At 34.3% G+C, this 19,749-nt stretch carries 19 protein-coding genes; 13 read left to right on the top strand and 6 right to left on the bottom strand.

Going from position 1 to position 19,749, the window contains the following annotated elements:
• Position 1 precedes the first annotated feature (1 nt).
• Complete coding sequence (locus tag D778_RS07620) at positions 2-1,042, bottom strand: GMP reductase (protein ID WP_007649346.1); 1,041 nt, start codon at positions 1,040-1,042, stop codon at positions 2-4.
• Positions 1,043-1,235: 193 nt separating this feature from the next.
• On the opposite strand from D778_RS07620, the gene D778_RS07615 reads away from it, so the two are divergent.
• Both D778_RS07615 and D778_RS07610 read left to right on the top strand, forming a co-directional pair.
• The gene (locus D778_RS07615) at positions 1,236-3,611 is read left to right on the top strand and encodes a S9 family peptidase (RefSeq protein WP_007649344.1); all 2,376 of its coding nucleotides are present in this window, start codon (positions 1,236-1,238) and stop codon (positions 3,609-3,611) included.
• Positions 3,612-3,764: 153 nt separating this feature from the next.
• Positions 3,765-4,283 carry a hypothetical protein gene (locus D778_RS07610; protein WP_007649342.1) on the top strand — a complete coding sequence of 173 codons (519 nt, stop codon included), beginning with the start codon at positions 3,765-3,767 and terminating at the stop codon, positions 4,281-4,283.
• A 201-nt stretch (positions 4,284-4,484) separates the two neighbouring features.
• Here D778_RS07610 and D778_RS07605 read toward each other — a convergent pair whose 3' ends face one another.
• Positions 4,485-4,865: a Rid family detoxifying hydrolase gene (locus D778_RS07605; protein ID WP_007649340.1), complete on the bottom strand. Its 381-nt coding sequence runs from the start codon at positions 4,863-4,865 to the stop codon at positions 4,485-4,487.
• A gap of 20 nt (positions 4,866-4,885) precedes the next feature.
• Positions 4,886-7,636, bottom strand: a complete 2,751-nt coding sequence (locus D778_RS07600) for a putative LPS assembly protein LptD (protein ID WP_007649338.1) — start codon at positions 7,634-7,636, stop codon at positions 4,886-4,888.
• 198 nt (positions 7,637-7,834) lie between these two features.
• Here D778_RS07600 and D778_RS07595 point away from each other — a divergent pair, with 198 nt between their 5' ends.
• The 7 genes from D778_RS07595 (at position 7,835) to D778_RS07565 (ending at position 13,960) form a co-directional block, all read left to right on the top strand.
• Positions 7,835-8,950, top strand: coding sequence for an N-acetylmuramoyl-L-alanine amidase family protein (locus D778_RS07595; protein WP_007649336.1), 1,116 nt, complete (start codon positions 7,835-7,837; stop codon positions 8,948-8,950).
• 55 nt (positions 8,951-9,005) lie between these two features.
• Positions 9,006-9,953 (top strand): MlaD family protein, encoded by a 948-nt coding sequence (locus D778_RS07590; protein WP_040491819.1) that lies wholly within the window; start codon positions 9,006-9,008, stop codon positions 9,951-9,953.
• Positions 9,954-9,969: 16 nt separating this feature from the next.
• Positions 9,970-11,277: a 4Fe-4S dicluster domain-containing protein gene (locus D778_RS07585; RefSeq protein ID WP_007649332.1), complete on the top strand. Its 1,308-nt coding sequence runs from the start codon at positions 9,970-9,972 to the stop codon at positions 11,275-11,277.
• Positions 11,278-11,481: 204 nt separating this feature from the next.
• Entirely contained in the window at positions 11,482-11,931 is a 450-nt protein-coding gene (locus D778_RS07580) for an LNS2 domain-containing protein (protein WP_007649330.1), read from the top strand.
• Between the two features lie 65 nt (positions 11,932-11,996).
• Entirely contained in the window at positions 11,997-12,791 is a 795-nt protein-coding gene (locus D778_RS07575; RefSeq protein ID WP_007649329.1) for a (Fe-S)-binding protein, read from the top strand.
• A 21-nt stretch (positions 12,792-12,812) separates the two neighbouring features.
• Positions 12,813-13,454 (top strand): hypothetical protein, encoded by a 642-nt coding sequence (locus tag D778_RS07570; RefSeq protein ID WP_155949913.1) that lies wholly within the window; start codon positions 12,813-12,815, stop codon positions 13,452-13,454.
• A 23-nt stretch (positions 13,455-13,477) separates the two neighbouring features.
• Positions 13,478-13,960 carry a hypothetical protein gene (locus D778_RS07565; RefSeq protein WP_007649325.1) on the top strand — a complete coding sequence of 161 codons (483 nt, stop codon included), beginning with the start codon at positions 13,478-13,480 and terminating at the stop codon, positions 13,958-13,960.
• Positions 13,961-14,027: 67 nt separating this feature from the next.
• Here the strand turns inward: D778_RS07565 and D778_RS07560 are convergent, their stop codons facing one another.
• Positions 14,028-14,426, bottom strand: coding sequence for a helix-turn-helix domain-containing protein (locus D778_RS07560; protein WP_007649320.1), 399 nt, complete (start codon positions 14,424-14,426; stop codon positions 14,028-14,030).
• 301 nt (positions 14,427-14,727) lie between these two features.
• Here D778_RS07560 and D778_RS07555 point away from each other — a divergent pair, with 301 nt between their 5' ends.
• From D778_RS07555 to D778_RS07545, 3 genes are all read left to right on the top strand, one after another.
• The gene (locus D778_RS07555; RefSeq protein WP_007649319.1) at positions 14,728-15,888 is read left to right on the top strand and encodes a M14 family zinc carboxypeptidase; all 1,161 of its coding nucleotides are present in this window, start codon (positions 14,728-14,730) and stop codon (positions 15,886-15,888) included.
• Between the two features lie 71 nt (positions 15,889-15,959).
• The gene (locus D778_RS07550; RefSeq protein ID WP_007649318.1) at positions 15,960-16,439 is read left to right on the top strand and encodes an Lrp/AsnC family transcriptional regulator; all 480 of its coding nucleotides are present in this window, start codon (positions 15,960-15,962) and stop codon (positions 16,437-16,439) included.
• A gap of 64 nt (positions 16,440-16,503) precedes the next feature.
• Positions 16,504-17,022 (top strand): DinB family protein, encoded by a 519-nt coding sequence (locus tag D778_RS07545; RefSeq protein ID WP_007649317.1) that lies wholly within the window; start codon positions 16,504-16,506, stop codon positions 17,020-17,022.
• Here the strand turns inward: D778_RS07545 and D778_RS07540 are convergent, their stop codons facing one another.
• Together D778_RS07540 and aroB are read right to left on the bottom strand one after the other, a co-directional pair.
• Positions 17,023-17,325: a hypothetical protein gene (locus D778_RS07540; protein WP_007649315.1), complete on the bottom strand. Its 303-nt coding sequence runs from the start codon at positions 17,323-17,325 to the stop codon at positions 17,023-17,025.
• Between the two features lie 86 nt (positions 17,326-17,411).
• Complete coding sequence (gene aroB / locus D778_RS07535; RefSeq protein WP_007649313.1) at positions 17,412-18,479, bottom strand: 3-dehydroquinate synthase; 1,068 nt, start codon at positions 18,477-18,479, stop codon at positions 17,412-17,414.
• 93 nt (positions 18,480-18,572) lie between these two features.
• Here aroB and D778_RS07530 point away from each other — a divergent pair, with 93 nt between their 5' ends.
• Positions 18,573-19,745: a proline dehydrogenase family protein gene (locus D778_RS07530; protein WP_007649305.1), complete on the top strand. Its 1,173-nt coding sequence runs from the start codon at positions 18,573-18,575 to the stop codon at positions 19,743-19,745.
• The last annotated feature ends 4 nt before the right edge of the window (positions 19,746-19,749 follow it).

Genomic DNA, 19,749 nt, shown 5'->3' with positions numbered 1-19,749 from the left:
TTTATTCTGTATAAACCCTGTTTTCCTGTTCTGCAACCCGAATAAAAGTGGTTCTTTTGGTCAGTTCTTTTAATCGTTGGGCACCAACATAAGTACAGGTGCTTCGTAAGCCTCCTAAAATGTCCTGAAGTGTGGTTTCTACCTCGCCTTTGTATGGTACTTCAACGGTTTTACCTTCACTGGCTCTATATTCTGCTACGCCACCAACGTATTTGTCCATGGCTGTTGCAGAACTCATTCCATAAAACTGTTTGAACTTTGTGCCATGTCTTTCAATAGTTTCTCCACCACTTTCCTGATGTCCTGCCAACATGCCTCCAAGCATCACAAAATCGGCTCCAGCACCAAAGGCTTTCGCCACATCTCCAGGAGTTGTACAACCTCCATCGCTAATTATTTGGCCTCCCAATCCATGAGCAGCATCAGCACATTCTATAATGGCGGAAAGTTGCGGATAACCAACACCTGTTTTTACTCGTGTGGTACATACGGAACCAGGACCAATGCCTACTTTAATAATATCTGCTCCAGACAACAAGAGTTCTTCTACCATTTCCCCTGTTACCACATTTCCCGCAATTATGGTTTTTTTTGGATATTGTTCCCTGGTTTTCTTCACAAAATTTACAAAATGTTCAGAGTAACCATTGGCCACATCAATACATATAAATTTTAAGTGAGGATGCAATTTAAAAATAGTGGCTAATTTTTCGGAATCCTGTTTTCCAGTTCCTGTGCTTATGGCAATATAATCTTCAATTTGCTCAGGAGCATTTTTTAAAAACTCTTTCCATTCCGGAATGGAATAATGCTTGTGTATGGCAGTAAACAACTTATGTTTGCTTAATGCCCTAGCCATTTCAAACGTACCAACAGTATCCATGTTGGCTGCCATGATTGGGATGCCATGCCAAGGTAACTGACTGTTTAAGAAAGTGAAATCCCGTTCCAGATTTACTTGAGACCTACTTTTTAAAGTGGAACGTTTGGGTCTTATCATCACATCTTTAAAACCTAATTTAATGTCTTGTTCTATGCGCATCTTGTCAATGGGTTTGGTTACTTTCAAAAATACAAGTTCTTGGAAAAAACTCCTTTGAAAAAGTAAAATTTAAAAACTCATTTATTAACAATATGTTTATAGAAACTAAATTACTGAATAGCTGTTTTTGGTTTGAATTTCATTTTAGAAAGAGTAACTTCGTTTCCTAAATATTTTCTAGACCCTCTATATTATGAAGTTTAATAACTTGCTGTTTTATGTGATTTTATGTTTTATGTATGTCACTAGCCATGCTCAAAAAAACAATCTTTCAAAGCTTACCATTCCAGAAATCATGCAAGGAGATGGATTTGTGGGACATTTACCATCCCATGTTAATTGGTCCAATAATAGTGACAAGATCTATTTTGATTGGAATCCGGAAGCAGCATTAAGCGACTCGCTTTATTTGTATCATCTAAAAAACGATAAAATTTCTAAAGTAGATTTTGAAACAGAGTATGCATTAGCGTCTTTTGATTTTATTTTCAACACTGACAAAACAAAGAAAGTTTACACAAAACATGGAGATGTTTTTTTGGTTGATGTTTCCTCCAATAAAACCCTACAGGTAACACAAACAATGGATTACGAAAGTCAGGCACATTTTACAGATAACGATAAAAAAATAGCATATGTTAATGAAAAAAATATCTACACCTGGGATTTGGAAACAGGAACAACAACCCAAGTCACAAACTTTGTTAATAAGGAGAAGACTGAAAAACCTAAGAGTGAGAAAGACATTTGGTTAGAAAAAGATCAGTTGGAATTATTTGAGGTTTTAAGAACACGTAAAGAAAAATCTGATAAGCACGATAGCTTGATGACCCGTTTTGACACTAAAAAACCTTTAAAGATTGTGCTTGATGGAAAGTCTGTAATAAACCAAAAAATGAGTCCAGATGGTAAGTATGTGACTTACGTAACTGCAAAAAAGCCAGAAAACAAAAAAACCATCATGCCTCATTACGTAACGGAATCTGGTTATACCGAAAATGAAAACACGCGTTCTAAAGTAGGGGATGAGCTTACTGAGTATAGTATGTTTGTTTATGATATTACAAACAAGAATATCTATCCTGTAATTTTAGATAACTTAGAAGGTTTGGATTATATTCCAGAATACACCAAGGAGTATCCTGATAAACCATATAAAAACGATAACCGAATTGGTTATATTTCCGGACCTACTTGGAGTCCAGATGGTAATTATGCCGTTTTGGATATTATTGCCAACGATTATAAAGACCGTTGGATTGTTTTATTGAACGTTGAAGATGGCACTATAGAAAACCTAAATCATCAGCATGACGAAGCTTGGATTGCTGGTCCTGGAATTGGAGGTTACGGAGGAGGCGTTTTAGGTTGGATGCCAGATAATAAATCCATTTGGTATCAATCTGAAAAAACAGGCTATTCGCATTTATATACTTTGAATGTGAATTCTAAAAAAGAAAAAGCGCTTACAGCAGGTTCTTTTGAAATATATAAACCACAGATTTCAAAGGATCAAAAACGTTGGTATTTTACTGCCAATAAAAATCACCCTGGAGATCGCCAATTTTATAGTATGCCAATTCAAGGAGGTACATTTACAGCATTAACAGAGCGCATAGGTAACAATGAGGTCGTTCTGTCCCCAGACGAAAAGCAAATGGCAATCTTGTATTCCTATTCAAACAAGCCAACAGAACTATATGTAAAGGCAAATCCGTTGTTTGCATCAAAAGCAACTACCCCTAAACAGATTACCTATTCTACATCTAAAGTTTTTAACGACTATCCATGGAAAGACCCAGAAGTCATTAGCTTTAAAGCAGACGATGGAGCACAAGTCCATGCTAGATTGTACCAGCCAAAAACTGAGGTTAAAAACAAAGCAGCTGTTATTTTTGTGCATGGAGCAGGATATTTGCAAAATGCCCATAAATGGTGGAGCAGTTATTATCGTGAATATATGTTCCACAATTTATTGGTTGACAATGGTTATACTGTGTTGGATATAGATTATCGTGGAAGTGCAGGCTACGGAAGGGATTGGAGAACTGGAATTTACAGACATATGGGAGGAAAGGATCTATCTGACCAAGTAGATGGAGCTGAATATTTAATTAAGAATTATGACATTGATGCTGATAAAATTGGTATTTATGGTGGTTCTTATGGTGGCTTTATAACACTTATGGCCATGTTTAATGAAGCTGAAACCTTTAAAGCTGGAGCTGCTATTCGTTCTGTAGGGGATTGGGCTGCATACAATCATGGGTATACAGCAAGAATTTTAAACACTCCAGTAACTGATAGTTTAGCATACAAAAGAAGTTCACCTATTTATTTTGCCGAAGGTTTGCAAGGCGATTTATTGATACTGCATGGCATGATAGACGATAATGTACACTTTCAGGATATGGTTCGTTTATCGCAACGTTTAATTGAATTGGGAAAAGAAAACTGGGAAATGGCCATATATCCATTAGAACGACATGGTTTTGTAGAGCCAAGTAGCTGGACCGATGAGTATTTAAGGATTTATAAGCTGTTTCAAGAGAGTTTGCTCGAAGAATAAATCTAATTAGTATTATTACTTAAAAAAAATCCCATACAATAATGAAAAAAAATAATTCTAGTATTTTGTTTTTTTTCAACTTAGGCATTTTCTCAAAATGAACCTGAATCCTATCTAATTAATAATATTGACTCTATTCAGAACGCCATTAATTTGGATAGTTTTGGCAAATTGGATACAATTCAAGGTATTCGAATCTGGTCAAACGGTCAGGTTGTTGAATTATATAAAAAAGATGAAAATATATATCTAGGCTGTATCATTAATTTTATAGCTCATTATAATTTTGAAAATGAATATGTGGATTATATACATGAAGAAAACAAACTGACTTCAAAACAAACCAAAAAACTATTAAATCAAATTAATTTTGAAGAATTGAGATACTTAAATGCTTCAAATAATATAGAAGACAATAATCTAAAAATTGAAGGACTTTATAATTATATAATTGAATTTGGTTATAAAAATGAAATTAAAAGATATTCCTATTGGTTATCTACTAACAATGAATATGAAGTTCATGGAGTGCTAAAAATAAATAACATTCATAACTTTTTAATTAAGACTATTTCAAAACTTAAGCTAATAGAAAAGTTTAATAAGTTTAGAAATCAACTACCAAAAGGTATTTATGTTAATGGAAAAATGGTGTTTTATAAAACCTTCTAATTTCCGAATAATTATATGAAAGCCTTAGACATATATTTATAAAACGCACGCATAAAAAAGCTATAGAGTTTATTTACAGTTTTGGATATAGACAGTATAGTTGGCTAAAAGTTAAAGTTTTTTGAAATAACTTTAATGAATTGTCCAGACAAGAGAAAAAAAGCATCTACTTTAATTACTTTTTTGAAAAGTAGCTTAAGCTTATTTACAAGCCATCATGCTAATTTCTACATTTACAAACTTTGGTAAGTTGGCAACTTCAACCGTTTCTCTGGCAGGAGCTGTTTCTTCATTGAAATAAGTTGCATACACCTCGTTTATTTTAGAAAAATTGTGCATGTCGCTAATAAAAATAGTGGTTTTAAAAACATTTTCAAAAGTCATGTCAGCAGCTTTTAAAACAGCTTTTAAGTTTTCCATAACCTGTTTGGTTTCCGTTTTTATATCGTCTAAAACCAATTCCATGGTAATAGGGTTTAAGGCTATTTGTCCAGATGTGTATAAAATATTGTTTACTAAAACAGCTTGATTGTATGGTCCTATGGGAGCAGGTGCGTGAGATGTATTTATTATTTTTTTCATGACCTATGTGTGTTTTAAAATTATAATTGCTTATCTGGTTGTCTTCTTTTATCGTATTTAAGATCTTTAAGCAGATTGGATTTTATGCCAATAAAGAAATTCCAAGAGGCTCTATCGCTAAAAGGGATCCAGTTAAAACTCATTCTCCAACTCAATAAATCCCTTTCAAATCGTAAAGAGGTATAAGTAAAGCCATTGTTTTTAAAATCGTAACCGGAGGAGGCTCCAACTTTCCAACGAGGAGATATTTCAACATCACCAGAAAACATTAAGGAATGTGATGAAATTTCGTTTTCTCTTCTGGAATTGGAGTAGTTCACGGCATAAGCCAGGCGTAAGCTCCAAGGGATCACAGTGGTATATAAATCGCTTGGTGTTTGGTTTTCCTCATCGTCATCTTCATAAAAACTAGGGTTTTCGTAATCTAAGGAACGTCCAAACAAATCGTCTGCTCGACCACCACTTCTTAAGGTTTCTTCGTAGCTTTCTTGTGTTTCACCTCCAGAAAAGGTAGAGTTTGAAAGGGTATAATTCATAGTAACATTGGCACTTGTTAGCCTAAACAAACTACCTCCATTATCAATATTCCACATATCCACAAGGTTGTTATTGTTGTCCAATGCATATGGATTTAGGGTAGCTCCAAAATTCACAGACATTTTATCTTTAAGTAGTTGTGTACTTCCAGAAATCCTCATTGGACTCCAGTTTAAAGAGTCTGCAGCAATATCATAGCCTGTACTGAAATTTAGGTTGTCCAATATTTTGATTTTTCTAGGTTCTGTTTGAGTGGAATCTTTGTCGCGAACCTTCATTTCTATATTGTTTCCCAATGCAAATCCAACAGTATTGGAATAATTTTTATTTGGAGCTCCAAAGACAGAACCTTCAAATTTGGAGTATTCAACTTGTTCCGATGTTAAACCATCTGCGCTTATTACTTCGTAAGTATCATAATACTGATCAAAAGAAGGATTGATGGTATAGCTAATGGAAGGTCTCATAATATGCCTTAGCTTTTTTATTTTTCTATCTTCACCTTCCTTCTCAAAGTTGAACATTCCATAAAGTGTGGTACCCAAACTAGCATTGAAATTATAGGTTCTATAGGAAGCAAACCCATTGTTTTCATTGGTAATAACCTCCCTCGTGGTTTGGTCGTAATATTTATCCACTGTTTTAAAGGTCCAGGTTTCGCTATAGTTTGTGCCAGCACTCAGACTTAAATATTTAAAAACTTTAAAATTGGTTGTAAGAGGAATGCTATGGTTTATGCCGTTTTGGGCATCGTCCCACATTTCTTTCTTAAAGAAAAGCGAATCTGTGGTTTGGATCCTGTTTTCTGCCCTAATGTTATATTGAAAGTTGATGTTTTCTATAATTCCTTTTTTGGATCCTACTTTTGGCTCAAACGGATAAATTCTACTTACACTTGCCTGAAGGGTAGGCAGTGTCATGTTAATGCTTTCTGTATTGGTGTTTTGTGAATGTGTGGCAGCAACACTTAAGTTTACCTGTGGTTCCCCTTGAAAAGTTTTGGAATAAGAAATGGAGGAAGCCATGGTGTTGTTAAGAAAACTTGGTGAGTTAACTTGATTTATGGACTCTTGATAATACTTGCTGCTTCCAAGGTTTACAGATGCTGAAAATCTGGAATTGGGACTGGATTTTCCATCTTGGGTGTGAGACCACCTAATATTGTATATGGAGGTTTTGGAATAGTCTGGAAATCCACGTTCACTATTGATGAGGTTTTCGTACCTAAAACCTAAATTCCCCGTAAATTTATAACGTAAGGCATAGTTGCTTTCAAAACGTAACCCATAACTGCCATTGGTGTAATAATCCCCTAAAACAGCTAAGTCTATATAATCGCTAATTGCAAAATAATAACCACCATTCTGCAAGAAATAACCACGACTGCTTTGCTCACCAAAACTAGGGATTAAAACTCCAGAGGTTTGTTTTTTTGTTAAAGGGAAAAAACCAAAAGGCAACCCAATAGGTGTTGGTACATCTGCCACAACCATGTTGGTAAGACCTACTACAATTTTTTTTCCTGGTACCAATTTAATTTTATTGGCTTGAAAATAATATTCTGGGTTTTCTATGTCTTTGGATGTGGTAAAACGACCTTTATATAAAAAGATAACGGAATCGTTTTCTTTTTTGGTGATTGGTGCATATATCTGCATGCCCTGTTGTTCGGTTTTCGATTTAAAAATCAAGGCTTTTTCAGTATCGTAATTAAATCTTATGGAATCTGGTTCAACCAAATTGTCTCCTTGTTTAAAAGAAGGCCGTTGTGAGTAAACACCTGCAGAATCCTTAATGCGTCCAGCATATACTTCTTTTTTATTGTAATCTATAACAATAATTCCAGCTTTCAGTTCCATGTCCTCAAAATATACTTCAGCTTCATTATATAAATAAAGTTTTTGCTCCTTCATGTTAAATGAGGTGTAGTCTTTGGCTTTATAGGTAACTGTGGCGCTTAAGAGTTCTGGTTTTGGCTTCACAGAATCTTGTAAGGTGGAATCCTGACCAACTTCGGAAACCTCTAGTTTTTCTAAGGTGTTTAAATTTACCGAAACGGTATCCTCGACTTTTTCTGGTGAGACTGTACCTCCAGATTTTGGAATATCTTGAGCGAAGCCAAAAGTGTTGATAAACACTGTAAAACTTAAGGCAAAAAGTATGTAAAAGTTGTTTGTACGCAACGCTTTTAAATGTATTTTTGTAAAAGTATGGCTCGGTTTTTGAATTGCCAAAATTACATATATTTTTTGTGATTAATTTAATATTCACAAAAATTCGAAAATAAACTTTTACTTAATTAAATTGGGTAATAAACTCGCTCTATAGCTGTTATTATTATATGAAACACTTAAGCTGCATCTTTAAAAGTTTAAAACGTACAATGCTTTGTGTGACATGTTGATAATTATAAAAACAATAGATATTATTTTATGAAATCGAAATTGGTATTACTTTTCTTATCTGCTTTGTTTGTTTTGTCAAATTTCAGCAATTCCTTGCTTGCACAAGATAACTCAAATAAGTTTGTGGTGGTTTTAGACGCTGGTCATGGAGGTAAAGACCCAGGGAAACCATCTAAAGAAGGATATAAAGAAAAGGATATTGCCCTTAAAATTGCCTTGGAAGTAGGAAAAGAATTGGAAAAAAATCCAGATATTAAAGTGGTTTACACCAGAACAAAAGATGTTTTTGTGGATTTGTTTAAAAGAGGTAAAATTGCCAATGAGGCCAAAGCGGATTTGTTTGTATCCATTCATTGCAATGCACACCATACACAAGCCTATGGCTCTGAAACCTATGTTCTGGGAATTCATAGAAACGATACCAATTTTAATGTGGCCAAAGCAGAAAACGAGGTAATTTATTTGGAAGACGATTACGAGAAAAACTATGAAGGTTTCGACCCAAATTCCCCAGGTTCCTTCATCGGTTTAACACTCATGCAAGAAGAGTATTTAGATCAAAGCATTTTATTGGCCAGTTTAATACAGGATAAATTTACAAATGTCTTAAAACGTAAGAATAGAGGTGTTAAACAGGCTGGATTTATCGTCTTGCATCAAACAATCATGCCTAGTGTTTTGGTGGAAACAGGCTTTATTACCAATAAAGCTGAAGGAGCTTATTTAAACTCCAATAAAGGACAAAAAGATATGGCTACTGCCATTGAAAAAGCCATCTTGGATTATAAAAATGCCATATACCAAAATGTGGACGATTTTGTTTATCAGGAAACCCAAACAGAAGAAACATTAAGTACTGAACCTGATGAAATTTTTAAAAATGTGGTATTTAAAGTCCAAATAGCAGCCAGTTCAAAAGAAATTGAATTGAAACCATACAACTTTAAAGGACTGGAAGATGTAACAAGGGATAAAATAAATGGCTTATACAAATACTTTTATGGTTATACCTCAAACTATACCAAGATCAAAGAATTCCAGAATTATGCAAAATCCAGAGGATATGTCTCTAGTTTTATTGTGGCATACAAAGATGGAAAACAAATACCTTTGGAAGAAGCACTAAAATCAACTGCAAATTAGAGCCATTCTTTATAATTTTATTTCTAATTTTGTTAGGTAACTAAATTTATACAATTTGAAACTATCTAGAGAAGTTAAAACGGCTATTTTGGTCATATTTGGAATTCTGTTCTTTATTTTTGGCTTTAATTATTTAAAAGGTAAAAATTTATTCAATGTTTCCGACGCTTACTATACCGAATTTGATTATAATGGTTTAACAACAGCCTCTCCTGTTACTATTAAAGGGAATAATGTTGGTAAAATCAACAAGATAACATACATTGTTGAAACTGGTAAAACCAGAGTGTCTTTTACAGTTGATGACGAATTGAAATTCTCTAAAAACAGTAAAATGAGACTCTATCCTTTAGGTCTCTTGGATGGCAACGGACTTGCCATTATTCCCGCTGATGACGACCAAATTGCCGAAGATGGCGATTTCTTGCAGTCTGAAGTGGAACCTGGTCTTATTAAAAACCTCTCCGAAAATTTTTCTGGTCTAAGTGAAGGCTTGGACGACACTTTAAAATCTGCCGATTCCCTTTTGGTAAGTATCAACGGTTTGGTGGAAGACGATTCAAAAGAAGGTCTTAAACACGCTATTAAAGAGCTTAATTTAACCTTAACTTCTTTTAAAAACCTTTCTGGTTCCTTTAACTCCTTGATTGCCAAAAACCAAGACAGTTTAACACAAGTTATCAGTAACTTTAACTCAATTAGTAAAGACTTGGCAGTGTTATCAAACGATTTAAAGGATGTTGAAATTTCCAAAACCATTTCAAGTCTTGATACCACTTTGCTACAAGTGAATGCCCTTTTGGCAGATATGGAACATGGTGAGGGAACCTTAGGGAAATTGCTAAAAGACGACAAACTTTACCACAATTTGGAAGTGGCATCACAACAATTAAGCGAATTGCTTCAGGATGTAAAGTTAAATCCAAAACGCTATGTTAATGTATCTGTTTTTGGAGGAAAAAATAAAGAAGGATACGTAAAGCCAGAAGACGAAAGACAATAACTAACCTAATCTTATTATGAATTACCTTCCAAACATATTATTTGCTATAGCACTTATTGCTGGACTAGGGTTTTTTGCCAGAAATGTTAAAAAACTTATTAGAAACATCAAGTTAGGACAAGATGTAGATGTAAGTGATAATAAAAGCCAACGCTGGAAAAACATGGCCATGATTGCATTGGGACAAAGTAAAATGGTTAAAAGACCCATTGCTGGATTCCTGCACGTTATTGTATATGTAGGTTTCATTATCATCAATATTGAATTGTTGGAAATTGTTATCGATGGACTATTCGGGACTTGGCGAATATTCTCTTATTACCAAGAGCTTTATGGAGTTTTAATAGGTACTTTCGAAATTTTGGCAGTTTTGGTTTTAATTTCTGTTATCGTATTCTGGATTAGAAGAAACATCATTAAAATTCAACGTTTCTGGAAAAGTGAAATGACCAGTTGGCCAAAAAACGATGCCAATTATATTTTGTATTTCGAAATGGTATTAATGACCTTGTTTTTGGTTATGAATGCTACAGATATTCATTTTCAATTAATGAATTCCGGAAATGTGGTCAGTCAATATATAGCGCCTTGGTTCAGTGGTTTGTCAGAGCCAACCATTCATACCATAGAACGAGCAGCCTGGTGGTTGCATATTTTAGGGATATTGGTCTTTTTAAATTATTTATACTATTCCAAGCACTTACACATTCTTTTGGCTTTCCCAAACACTTATTATGGAAAAGTTAAACCTAAAGGACAATTAAACAACCTGGAATCGGTTACAAAAGAAGTTAAAATGATGATGGATCCAAATGTCGATCCATTTGCTGCACCACCAGAAGGAGCCGACGCCGAAATGCCTGCAAAATTTGGGGCAAGCGATGTCCAGGACCTATCTTGGGTTCAGTTATTAAATGCTTACACATGTACAGAATGTGGACGATGTACCAGTGAGTGTCCTGCCAATTTAACAGGAAAAAAACTGTCCCCTAGAAAAATCATGATGGACACTAGGGATCGATTGGAGGAAGTTGGTAAGAATATAGACGCAAACAATGGCAAATTCAAAGAGGATGGGAAACAACTTTTGGGAGATTACATAACTGCCGAAGAACTTTGGGCTTGTACCACTTGCAACGCTTGTGTGGAAGCTTGTCCAGTAAGTATAGACCCTTTATCTATTATCATTGATATGAGACGTTATTTGGTAATGGAACAAAGTGCTGCTCCAGTGGAACTTAACAATATGATGACAAATATTGAAAACAATGGAGCGCCTTGGCCTTACAACCAAATGGATAGATTGAATTGGAAGGACGAATAACGAATTCCTCTGCGTTTGCAGGAACCTTATTGAAAAAACAGTGAATCTATAACAAATACGTTGTAATGAATTAATGAATTCGGATGGCTTTAAAAAGTCTAAATTTTTTCAATTTATTTAATCGTTAATAAGTGTCATATCCAAAGTAAACTATTAAAAGCCAAATTAATTAAAAAATAATCCTGCCTTTGCAGGAAGTTGAGCATGAAAAGAGAAGACGCAGATAAACTATTACATGAAAAAGTTGAAGCAGGAGAAAAAGTCAGTCCAATTTTGCCAAAAGACGTTAAAAATTATTTAATTGATATAGATGGGACCATTACAGACGATATTCCTAATGAGGAACCTGAACGAATGGCAACTTGTAAACCCTATCCAGATGCACTGGCAACCTGTAACAAATGGTATGACGAAGGACATTTAATTTGTTTTTTCACTTCAAGAACAGAAGATCATAGAGAAGTGACCACAAACTGGTTGAACAAACACGGTTTTAAATTCCATAGTTTGCTTATGGGAAAACCAAGAGGCGGAAATTACCATTGGATAGACAACCACTTGGTAAAAGCAACCAGATATAAAGGTAAGTTTACAGATTTAGTGGATAAAAAAGTGACCATTCAGGTTTTTGATGATGGTCATCATGAGTCATAAATTTTTGCAACTGCTTGTTAGCAAACAGCAAAGCATAAATTTTAAAAAATTAAAGCATTAACAACATGAGCGAACAATTAAAAGTGCCTACCATGGCACAATGTATGGCAGAAGGCAGACAACCAGAAATTCTTTTTTGGGTTGGAGCTGCTGGTAGTTACGACGATAGAGCAAAAAAAATAACCAAAGCTTTCGTGAAAATCCTTAACAAGGCTAATGTAGATTTTGCCGTATTGGGAACCGAGGAAAGTTCTACAGGAGATGTGGCAAAACGTGCCGGAAACGAATTTTTGTTTCAAATGCAAGCCGTTACCAACATTGAGGTTTTAAATGCTTACGAAATAAAGCGTATTGTTACTGCCTGTCCTCATTCCTACAATACCTTAAAAAATGAATATCCGGAACTAGGAGGAAATTACCAGGTGCAACACCATACGGAGTTTATAAATGAACTGATAAAATCTGGACGTTTAACTATTGAAGGCTCCAACCAGTTAAGTGGCAAACGCATCACGTTTCATGATCCTTGTTATTTAGGTAGGGCAAATGATGTTTACGAAGCTCCAAGAAACCTGTTAAGGTCTTTGGGTGTGGATTTGGTAGAAATGAAACGCAGCCGAAATTCAGCCTTATGCTGTGGAGCAGGTGGTGCACAAATGTTTAAAGAACCCGAAAAAGGAGATAAGGACATTAATGTTTTGAGAACTGAGGATGCCATGGAAACCAACCCAAATATTATTGCTACAGGTTGCCCTTATTGCAATACCATGATGACCGATGGCGTAAAAGCCAAAGAAAAAGAAGACAGTGTTCAAGTGATGGATATTGCCGAATTAATTGCCAATTCCCAAAATCTATAAAATTAAAACCATGAACTTACCATGTTAAAAAAAATCGCTTTCCTATTCGTTGTAATATCAACCAACCTGTCCATTGCTCAGCAACTCTCAAAGGACGAACTATTACATACAATGGCACAGGAAACCTGTAATTGTATTAATGCTAAAAATGTAGATTTTTCCAATGTAAATTCAGATACATTAGAATTGGAATTAGGATTGTGCATTTTAGAAAGCTATGGCAATCATAAAGCAGATGTAGATACATTTTTTAATTTGTCTTTTGATGATGAAAGCACCTTGATAAAGCTGGGAGAAGACATTGCTTACAAGATGATGAATGAATGTCCAAAAATAATTATGGCAATGGCAGGCTCATACATGGAAGAAGATGGATTTAACGATGTGCCTCCTCCACCTGCACCAAAAAATCTTGAAGATCTTAACATGGAAGCAAAATTGGTGTCATTAAACAATGATGCTGTGTCCTATATAATGGTAACAGATGAGTTCAATAAAGAACATATATTTATTGTGTCTGAACAATTTGAAGATTATTCCCTTCTCAATAAATCAAATTATAAAAAGAATTTCAGGATTTTCTACAAAGAAGAGGAATATTTCGATTTGAGCGAAAAACGTTATGTTTTAAAAAAAGTTATTAAATATTTAGAATTGATTTAAAAATCCCTCTGAAAAGAAAAAACATGTTAGTAGATTTTAACACCTTACCCCAAGAATCCAAAGTATGGATATATCAGTGCAACCGTTCTTTTACAGATCAAGAGCTTAAAGAAATAGAGGCAAAGCTGGATGTTTTCCTTGAAAACTGGACAGCTCATGGTAGCGATTTGCAAGCTGGTTATAAAATTGTTTATAAGCGTTTTATTGTCATTGCTTTAAATCAACAGCATGGAACAGCCACAGGTTGTTCTATTGATGCCTCAGTACATTTTATTCAACAATTGGAAAAAGAGTATCAAGTAGATTTGTTGGACAAAATGAACGTTTCTTATAAGCAAGGGGATTTTATTGCTTATAAACCCTTGACAGATTTTAAACAAATGGCCAAGGATAGGGCTGTGTCCAAAAACACCATAGTATTTAACAACTTGGTTGTGAATATTGCAGAATTTAATGAAAATTGGGAAGTTCCTGCCAGCGATAGTTGGCACAGCCGATTTTTATAATAATTTTTTTTTTATAATAACAAAGTTATACAAAAGCCTGAATTTTAATTCAGGCTTTTTTTATGGCTTAAAACTCTTCAAAACTTTTAAAGCTTCCATCCGAATAAAAAATCACAATACGTTCTATGGTTTTTTCTTTGGAAGTGTTTTTTTCAGTTTGCTTTATTTCTGAAACAACAGGTTGGGATCTTGTTTCCTTTACATTATTTCCAAAAGGGATTTCAGCTTGCAATTTTTCTTCAACAGGAAATTGTCCTTTTCCATTTAACAACCAATAGAGTTCAACTTCTGGGAAAGAGGAGAGCACTTTCAACACAAAATCCAAACTCGGTTTATTTCTACCGGAAAGTATGTGTGAAATACTGGAACGTTGTACACCAATTTTTTCAGCGAAAGAAGAGGCACTTTCGTTGTAATAATCCATGACTTTTTGAAGCCTTTTTGAGAATTCTTCGTTGTTTATCATTGTAAACTATAAGTAAATGGTTTTGTATTTACAAATGTAACAATTAAACAGATAGGTCACTAAATATATTTAAAATTTAACATAAATCACATCATGTAATACTTTATATAAAATAACTTAATCAACTGAAATACATATAACTAAAATTATAACAGAATAGTTAGTGTGTTTTTATGATTCTTCTGTAAACAAACCACATCTTTAAACTATTTCATGTTAACCATTGTAAACAAAAAATGGTATTTTTACTGTTTACATTTGTAAATTGTTATTTGTTTACATTTGTAGCAAACCATTTTAAATGACTTCCTCCTTATTAAAAAACTTATTCGATTTGCACAAAGAATCCGCTCTTGAAAATCGATATATCCATCTGGAGCATATAACTCCATTAATTGAAAATTTAAAAATGTCATTTCAAGTTGATGTGATTGGGCATTCGGTTTTGGGTAAACCTATTCATGTAATAAAAATTGGAACAGGTCCAAAAAAGATTTTGATGTGGTCCCAAATGCATGGCAATGAAAGTACAACCACAAAAGCAGTTTTTGATATCTGTAATGTTTTTAATGATGGCTCCAATAGTATTATAAAGCATATCTTAGAGACATGTACTATGTTTTTGGTACCTATGTTGAATCCAGATGGTTCCAAATTATATACAAGACACAATGCAAACAACGTGGATTTAAATAGAGACGCCAAGAATCTTTCACAGCCTGAAAGTCGGGTTTTAAGGGACCTGTTCCAAACTTTTAAACCAGATTATTGCTTTAATTTGCATGGACAACGCACCATATTTGGTGCAGGAAACACAGCCAATTCGGCTACTTTATCTTTTTTGTCACCTGCTCAGGACCAGGCTTGTTCCATAACGGAGACTCGCAAAATTGCCATGGAGGTAATTGCCGCTACCAATAAGGTGTTGCAGGAACAAATTCCCAATCAAATTGGCAGATATGACGATACGTATAACGATAATTGCGTAGGAGACACCTTCCAAACCCTGAATTGCCCTACCATTTTGTTTGAAGCTGGTCATTTTGAAAACGATTATCAACGTGAAATCACTAGGTTTTATATGTTTCAGGCCATTTTGTATAGCATATACTATATTTCAGCGACTAGAATTACAGGAGAAGGATTTGAACCTTACTTAAATATCCCTGAAAATTTTAAAAATCATTTTGATGTTCTTATTAGACAGGCCAAAATAATCAAGCATCCTGAAGCACAAGTGGTGGATGTTGCCATTCAATATCAAGAAATTTTAAAAAACAACACGATAGAGTTTGTAGCCAAAGTTGAAAAAATAGGGGATTTAAGCACTTATTTTGGACATAGGGAACTTTCAGCCGAAGGCTTTGAATTGGTTTTGGAAAATGGTTTGAATATCACTGAAGGTCTTGAAGTAGAATATGTTATTATTGACAGTGTTAAATATTCAATAAAACTTACATAATCTTTGATTTTGATAGATAAAATCAAATAATAATATGTTATTTTTGCCTTTTATTTAATAAAACATATAAAATGGCAAAATTTAAGTTGGATGAAATAGATCATCAAATACTAGATATGTTAATTGAAAATACAAGGGTTCCTTTTACTGATATTGCTAAAAATCTGTCAATTTCAGCAGGAACCATTCATGTAAGGGTCAAGAAAATGGAGGATGCAGGTATCATTAAAGGCTCTTCCTTGACTTTGGACTACAAAAAATTAGGGTATTCTTTCATTGCTTATGTTGGAATTTTTCTTCAAAATACATCTCAAACCAAATTTGTTTTGGAACGTATTAACGAAATCCCTTTTGTAACTGTTGCTCACATTACTACAGGAAAATTTAACATTTTCTGTAAAATAAGGGCTAAAAACACTGAGCATGCCAAAGATATTATTTTCATGCTTGACGATATTGAAGGGGTTTACAGAACAGAGACCATGATTTCTTTGGAAGAAAGCTTAAACGACAAAAAGCGTTTAATGCACTCTATTTTTAATGATATGTAGTTAAAATTATAAGTATCTTTAAGACCTCTTTTACTTAAAAGAGGTTTTTTATTTTGTATGTATCATGCTGTATGTAACTGATTTACCTGAAACGGAATACGTCCAATTTTATGCCAATTATATCAAGTTGGCAGGCAAAAAAGACTTGATTTCTGGATTAACTGCCAGTTTTAAGGAAACTTTGTCGTTTTTTGAGTCTATTCCCAACGACAAGTTGGAATATCGTTATCAAGACGGAAAATGGACTGTTAAGGATATCCTACAACATATAATAGATACTGAGCGTATTTTTGCCTATAGGGCTTTGCGTTTTGCAAGACAGGATGAAACTGTGTTGCCAGGTTTTGAGGAAAACCAGTATGCTGTTACAGCACATGCCAACAAGAGAACGAAAGAAGATTTGTTGGAAGAGTACCAAACCGTAAGGCAAGCCACCATTTGTTTGTTTAAAAGCTTTTGTAAAGATATGTTTTTGCAAATAGGAAAGGCGAGTGGGGCTAATATGTCTGTTAGGGCTGTTGGGTTTGTAACAATTGGTCATGAAAAACACCATTGTCAAGTAATAAAATCACGCTACTTATAACTATTCCTCTTCGTCTTTAAAGGTTTCTGCTTTAATATCATCGTTAATAACTATGTGGCCAAGATCGTCTACCTCCACTTCTTCAATGCTTTCAAAATTGGTCATGGTGTAGTGTAGCTTGCTGCTTACCTTTACTAGGTAAATAGTGTCTTTTGTACGTACTTCAACAGCTTCTATAATTTCATTTTTGTGGTTTTCAAAGGTAATTATGTCGTTGTCGTCATAACCATCTGGAAACTTATCGGTTAGTAATTTTAGAAGCTTTGGAGTCAGTTTTTTAAAATCAACAATAACTCTTTTCATTACTAAAGGGTTTAAAAATTAATAAAAAATCTATACTAATTTTCTCTAGCAATTTTTATAAAGTTACAAATAATTTGAATTGAATTTTAAGAATTGTAAAAATTAAAAGCATCAAAAATCAAGTTATTTTCCACTTGGCAGTTTATTTTGGGTTTTCCAATGGCCTCCAAAAGCACAAAATTGATTTTTCCATGTTCGTTTTTTTTATCGAATTTCAACAAATCGATTATGGGCTGTATGTCTTTGCCTGAAATTTTTGGTTGTCCAAAAACGTCCACAATAGTGTCTTTTATGTGTTGGCAGGTTTCGGTTGAAAAACCAGTTAGTTTTGTGGAAATAAAACTGGCCAATATCATCCCAATGGCTATAGCTTCGCCATGAAGGAAAGCTGTTTTGTCGGGCTGGCTTAAATAATAGGATTCAATGGCATGCCCAAGCGTGTGACCGTAATTAAGTGTTTTTCTTACATGGTGTTCCAATGGGTCTTTTTCCACAATTTGATTTTTAATGTCAATGGATTCATGAATCAAGACATCCAAATCGTCCAAACTAAGCTTTTCCAAGGCTGTGAATTTATTCCAATAATCTTCACTGTAAATTAAACCATGTTTGAGCATTTCGGCCAGTCCAGAGCGCATTTGGTTTTCTGGTAAGGTGTTTAGATAATTGATGTCTATTAAAACCATTTCTCCGGTATTTATTACGCCAATTTGATTTTTTAAATGTCCCAGATCCACTCCGGTTTTGCCTCCAATGGAAGCATCGACCATGGACAATAGGGTAGTTGGCACTTGAATATAGGCCATACCACGTTTAAAAGTAGAAGCAACAAAACCTCCAAGGTCTGTGATTACACCACCTCCCAAATTAATCAATAAGCTTTTTCTATCTGCTTCCAGTTCCGATAGCACATTCCAAACCCCTGAACAGGTTTCTATGTTTTTGTGGATTTCCCCAGCTTCAATTTCAATAATTTCAACCTCCAAGTCTGTTTCCAGATTGCTTAAAAAATAAGGCAAGCAAAATTCATGTGTGTTTTGGTCTACCAAAACAAAAATTTTGGAATAATTCGCCGTTTTTAAATGCGTGTTTAATTCGGTGTAACTGCTTGTTTTAAAATGAATTGGGTAATTGGATGTGTTAATGGAATTCATGAGGTTTTTTAGAAAAATAATGGGTGAAAATTATATCATTTTTTTTTAAAAACGTAAGAATACTATAATTATATTTGCAAATAATTTTGCAACATGTCTACAAAACAACTTTTCGACAATACTGAAATCGCTTTTTCGTTAAAAAGCAATTCAGAACTTAACAGAGCTTTTTTATTGTTTAAAATGATTTCTTACGAGCCCTTGGTAAAGGTAGGTAAGACTCTTACCAATTTTGCCATAAAAGCAAACCTTCCGGTTGATAGTGTTATAAGAGCAACGGTTTTCGACCATTTTTGTGGAGGTGTAAACGAAAAAGATTGTTTACCTGTTATTGATGCTATGTACGAAAAAGGTGTAAGCTCTGTACTGGATTTTTCGGTTGAAGGAAAAGAAGTGGAGTCTTTTTTTGATTCTGCGATGCAAAAAACTTTGGAGATCATTGAATTTTCACAAAACAAAGAAGCCATGCCTATAGCTGTGTTTAAACCAACAGGTTTTGGCAAACCTTACTTGTACGAAAAGAAAAGTGAAGGACAGCTTTTTACAGCCGATGAACAGGAGCAATGGAATAGAATAGAGGAGAGATATGACAGGGTCTGTAAATTGGCCAAGGAAAAGGATGTGGAACTGTTAATTGATGCCGAAGAAAGCTGGATGCAACAAGCCGTTGATGATTTGGTGACAAACATGATGCAGAAATACAACACCGAAAAACCTATTGTTTACAATACTTTACAAATGTACAGACATGACAGGATGGCTTTTGTTAAAGCGCAATTGGAACATGCCAAAGCCAATGGTTATTACTTAGGTTATAAAATTGTTCGTGGTGCTTATATGGAAAAAGAAAACGAACGTGCCATTAAAAAAGGATATCCAACACCTATTTGTGAAAGTAAGGCTGCAACAGATGAAAACTTTAATGCAGCCGCAAAATTTATTTTGGACCACTTGGATACCATTTCACTTTTTGCAGGAACACATAATGAAGCCAGTAGCTATCTTATCTTAGATTTAATGAAGGAAAAGGGCATTGCCAAAAACGACAATCGCGTGTGGTTTGGGCAACTTTATGGCATGAGTGACCATATTAGCTTTAATTTGGCTCATCTTGGTTATAATGTAGCTAAATATGTACCTTTTGGGCCAGTTAAAGATGTGCTTCCTTATTTAATACGTAGGGCAGAAGAAAACACTTCTGTGGCAGGACAAACAGGAAGAGAGCTTATGTTGTTGACAAAAGAAAAAGCCAGAAGAAAAAGCTAAGGGT

The sequence above is a fragment of the Xanthomarina gelatinilytica genome, from assembly GCF_000348685.1.
In the GTDB taxonomy this organism is placed as follows: domain Bacteria; phylum Bacteroidota; class Bacteroidia; order Flavobacteriales; family Flavobacteriaceae; genus Xanthomarina; species Xanthomarina gelatinilytica.
This window is presented reverse-complemented; position numbering and strand designations above follow the sequence as displayed.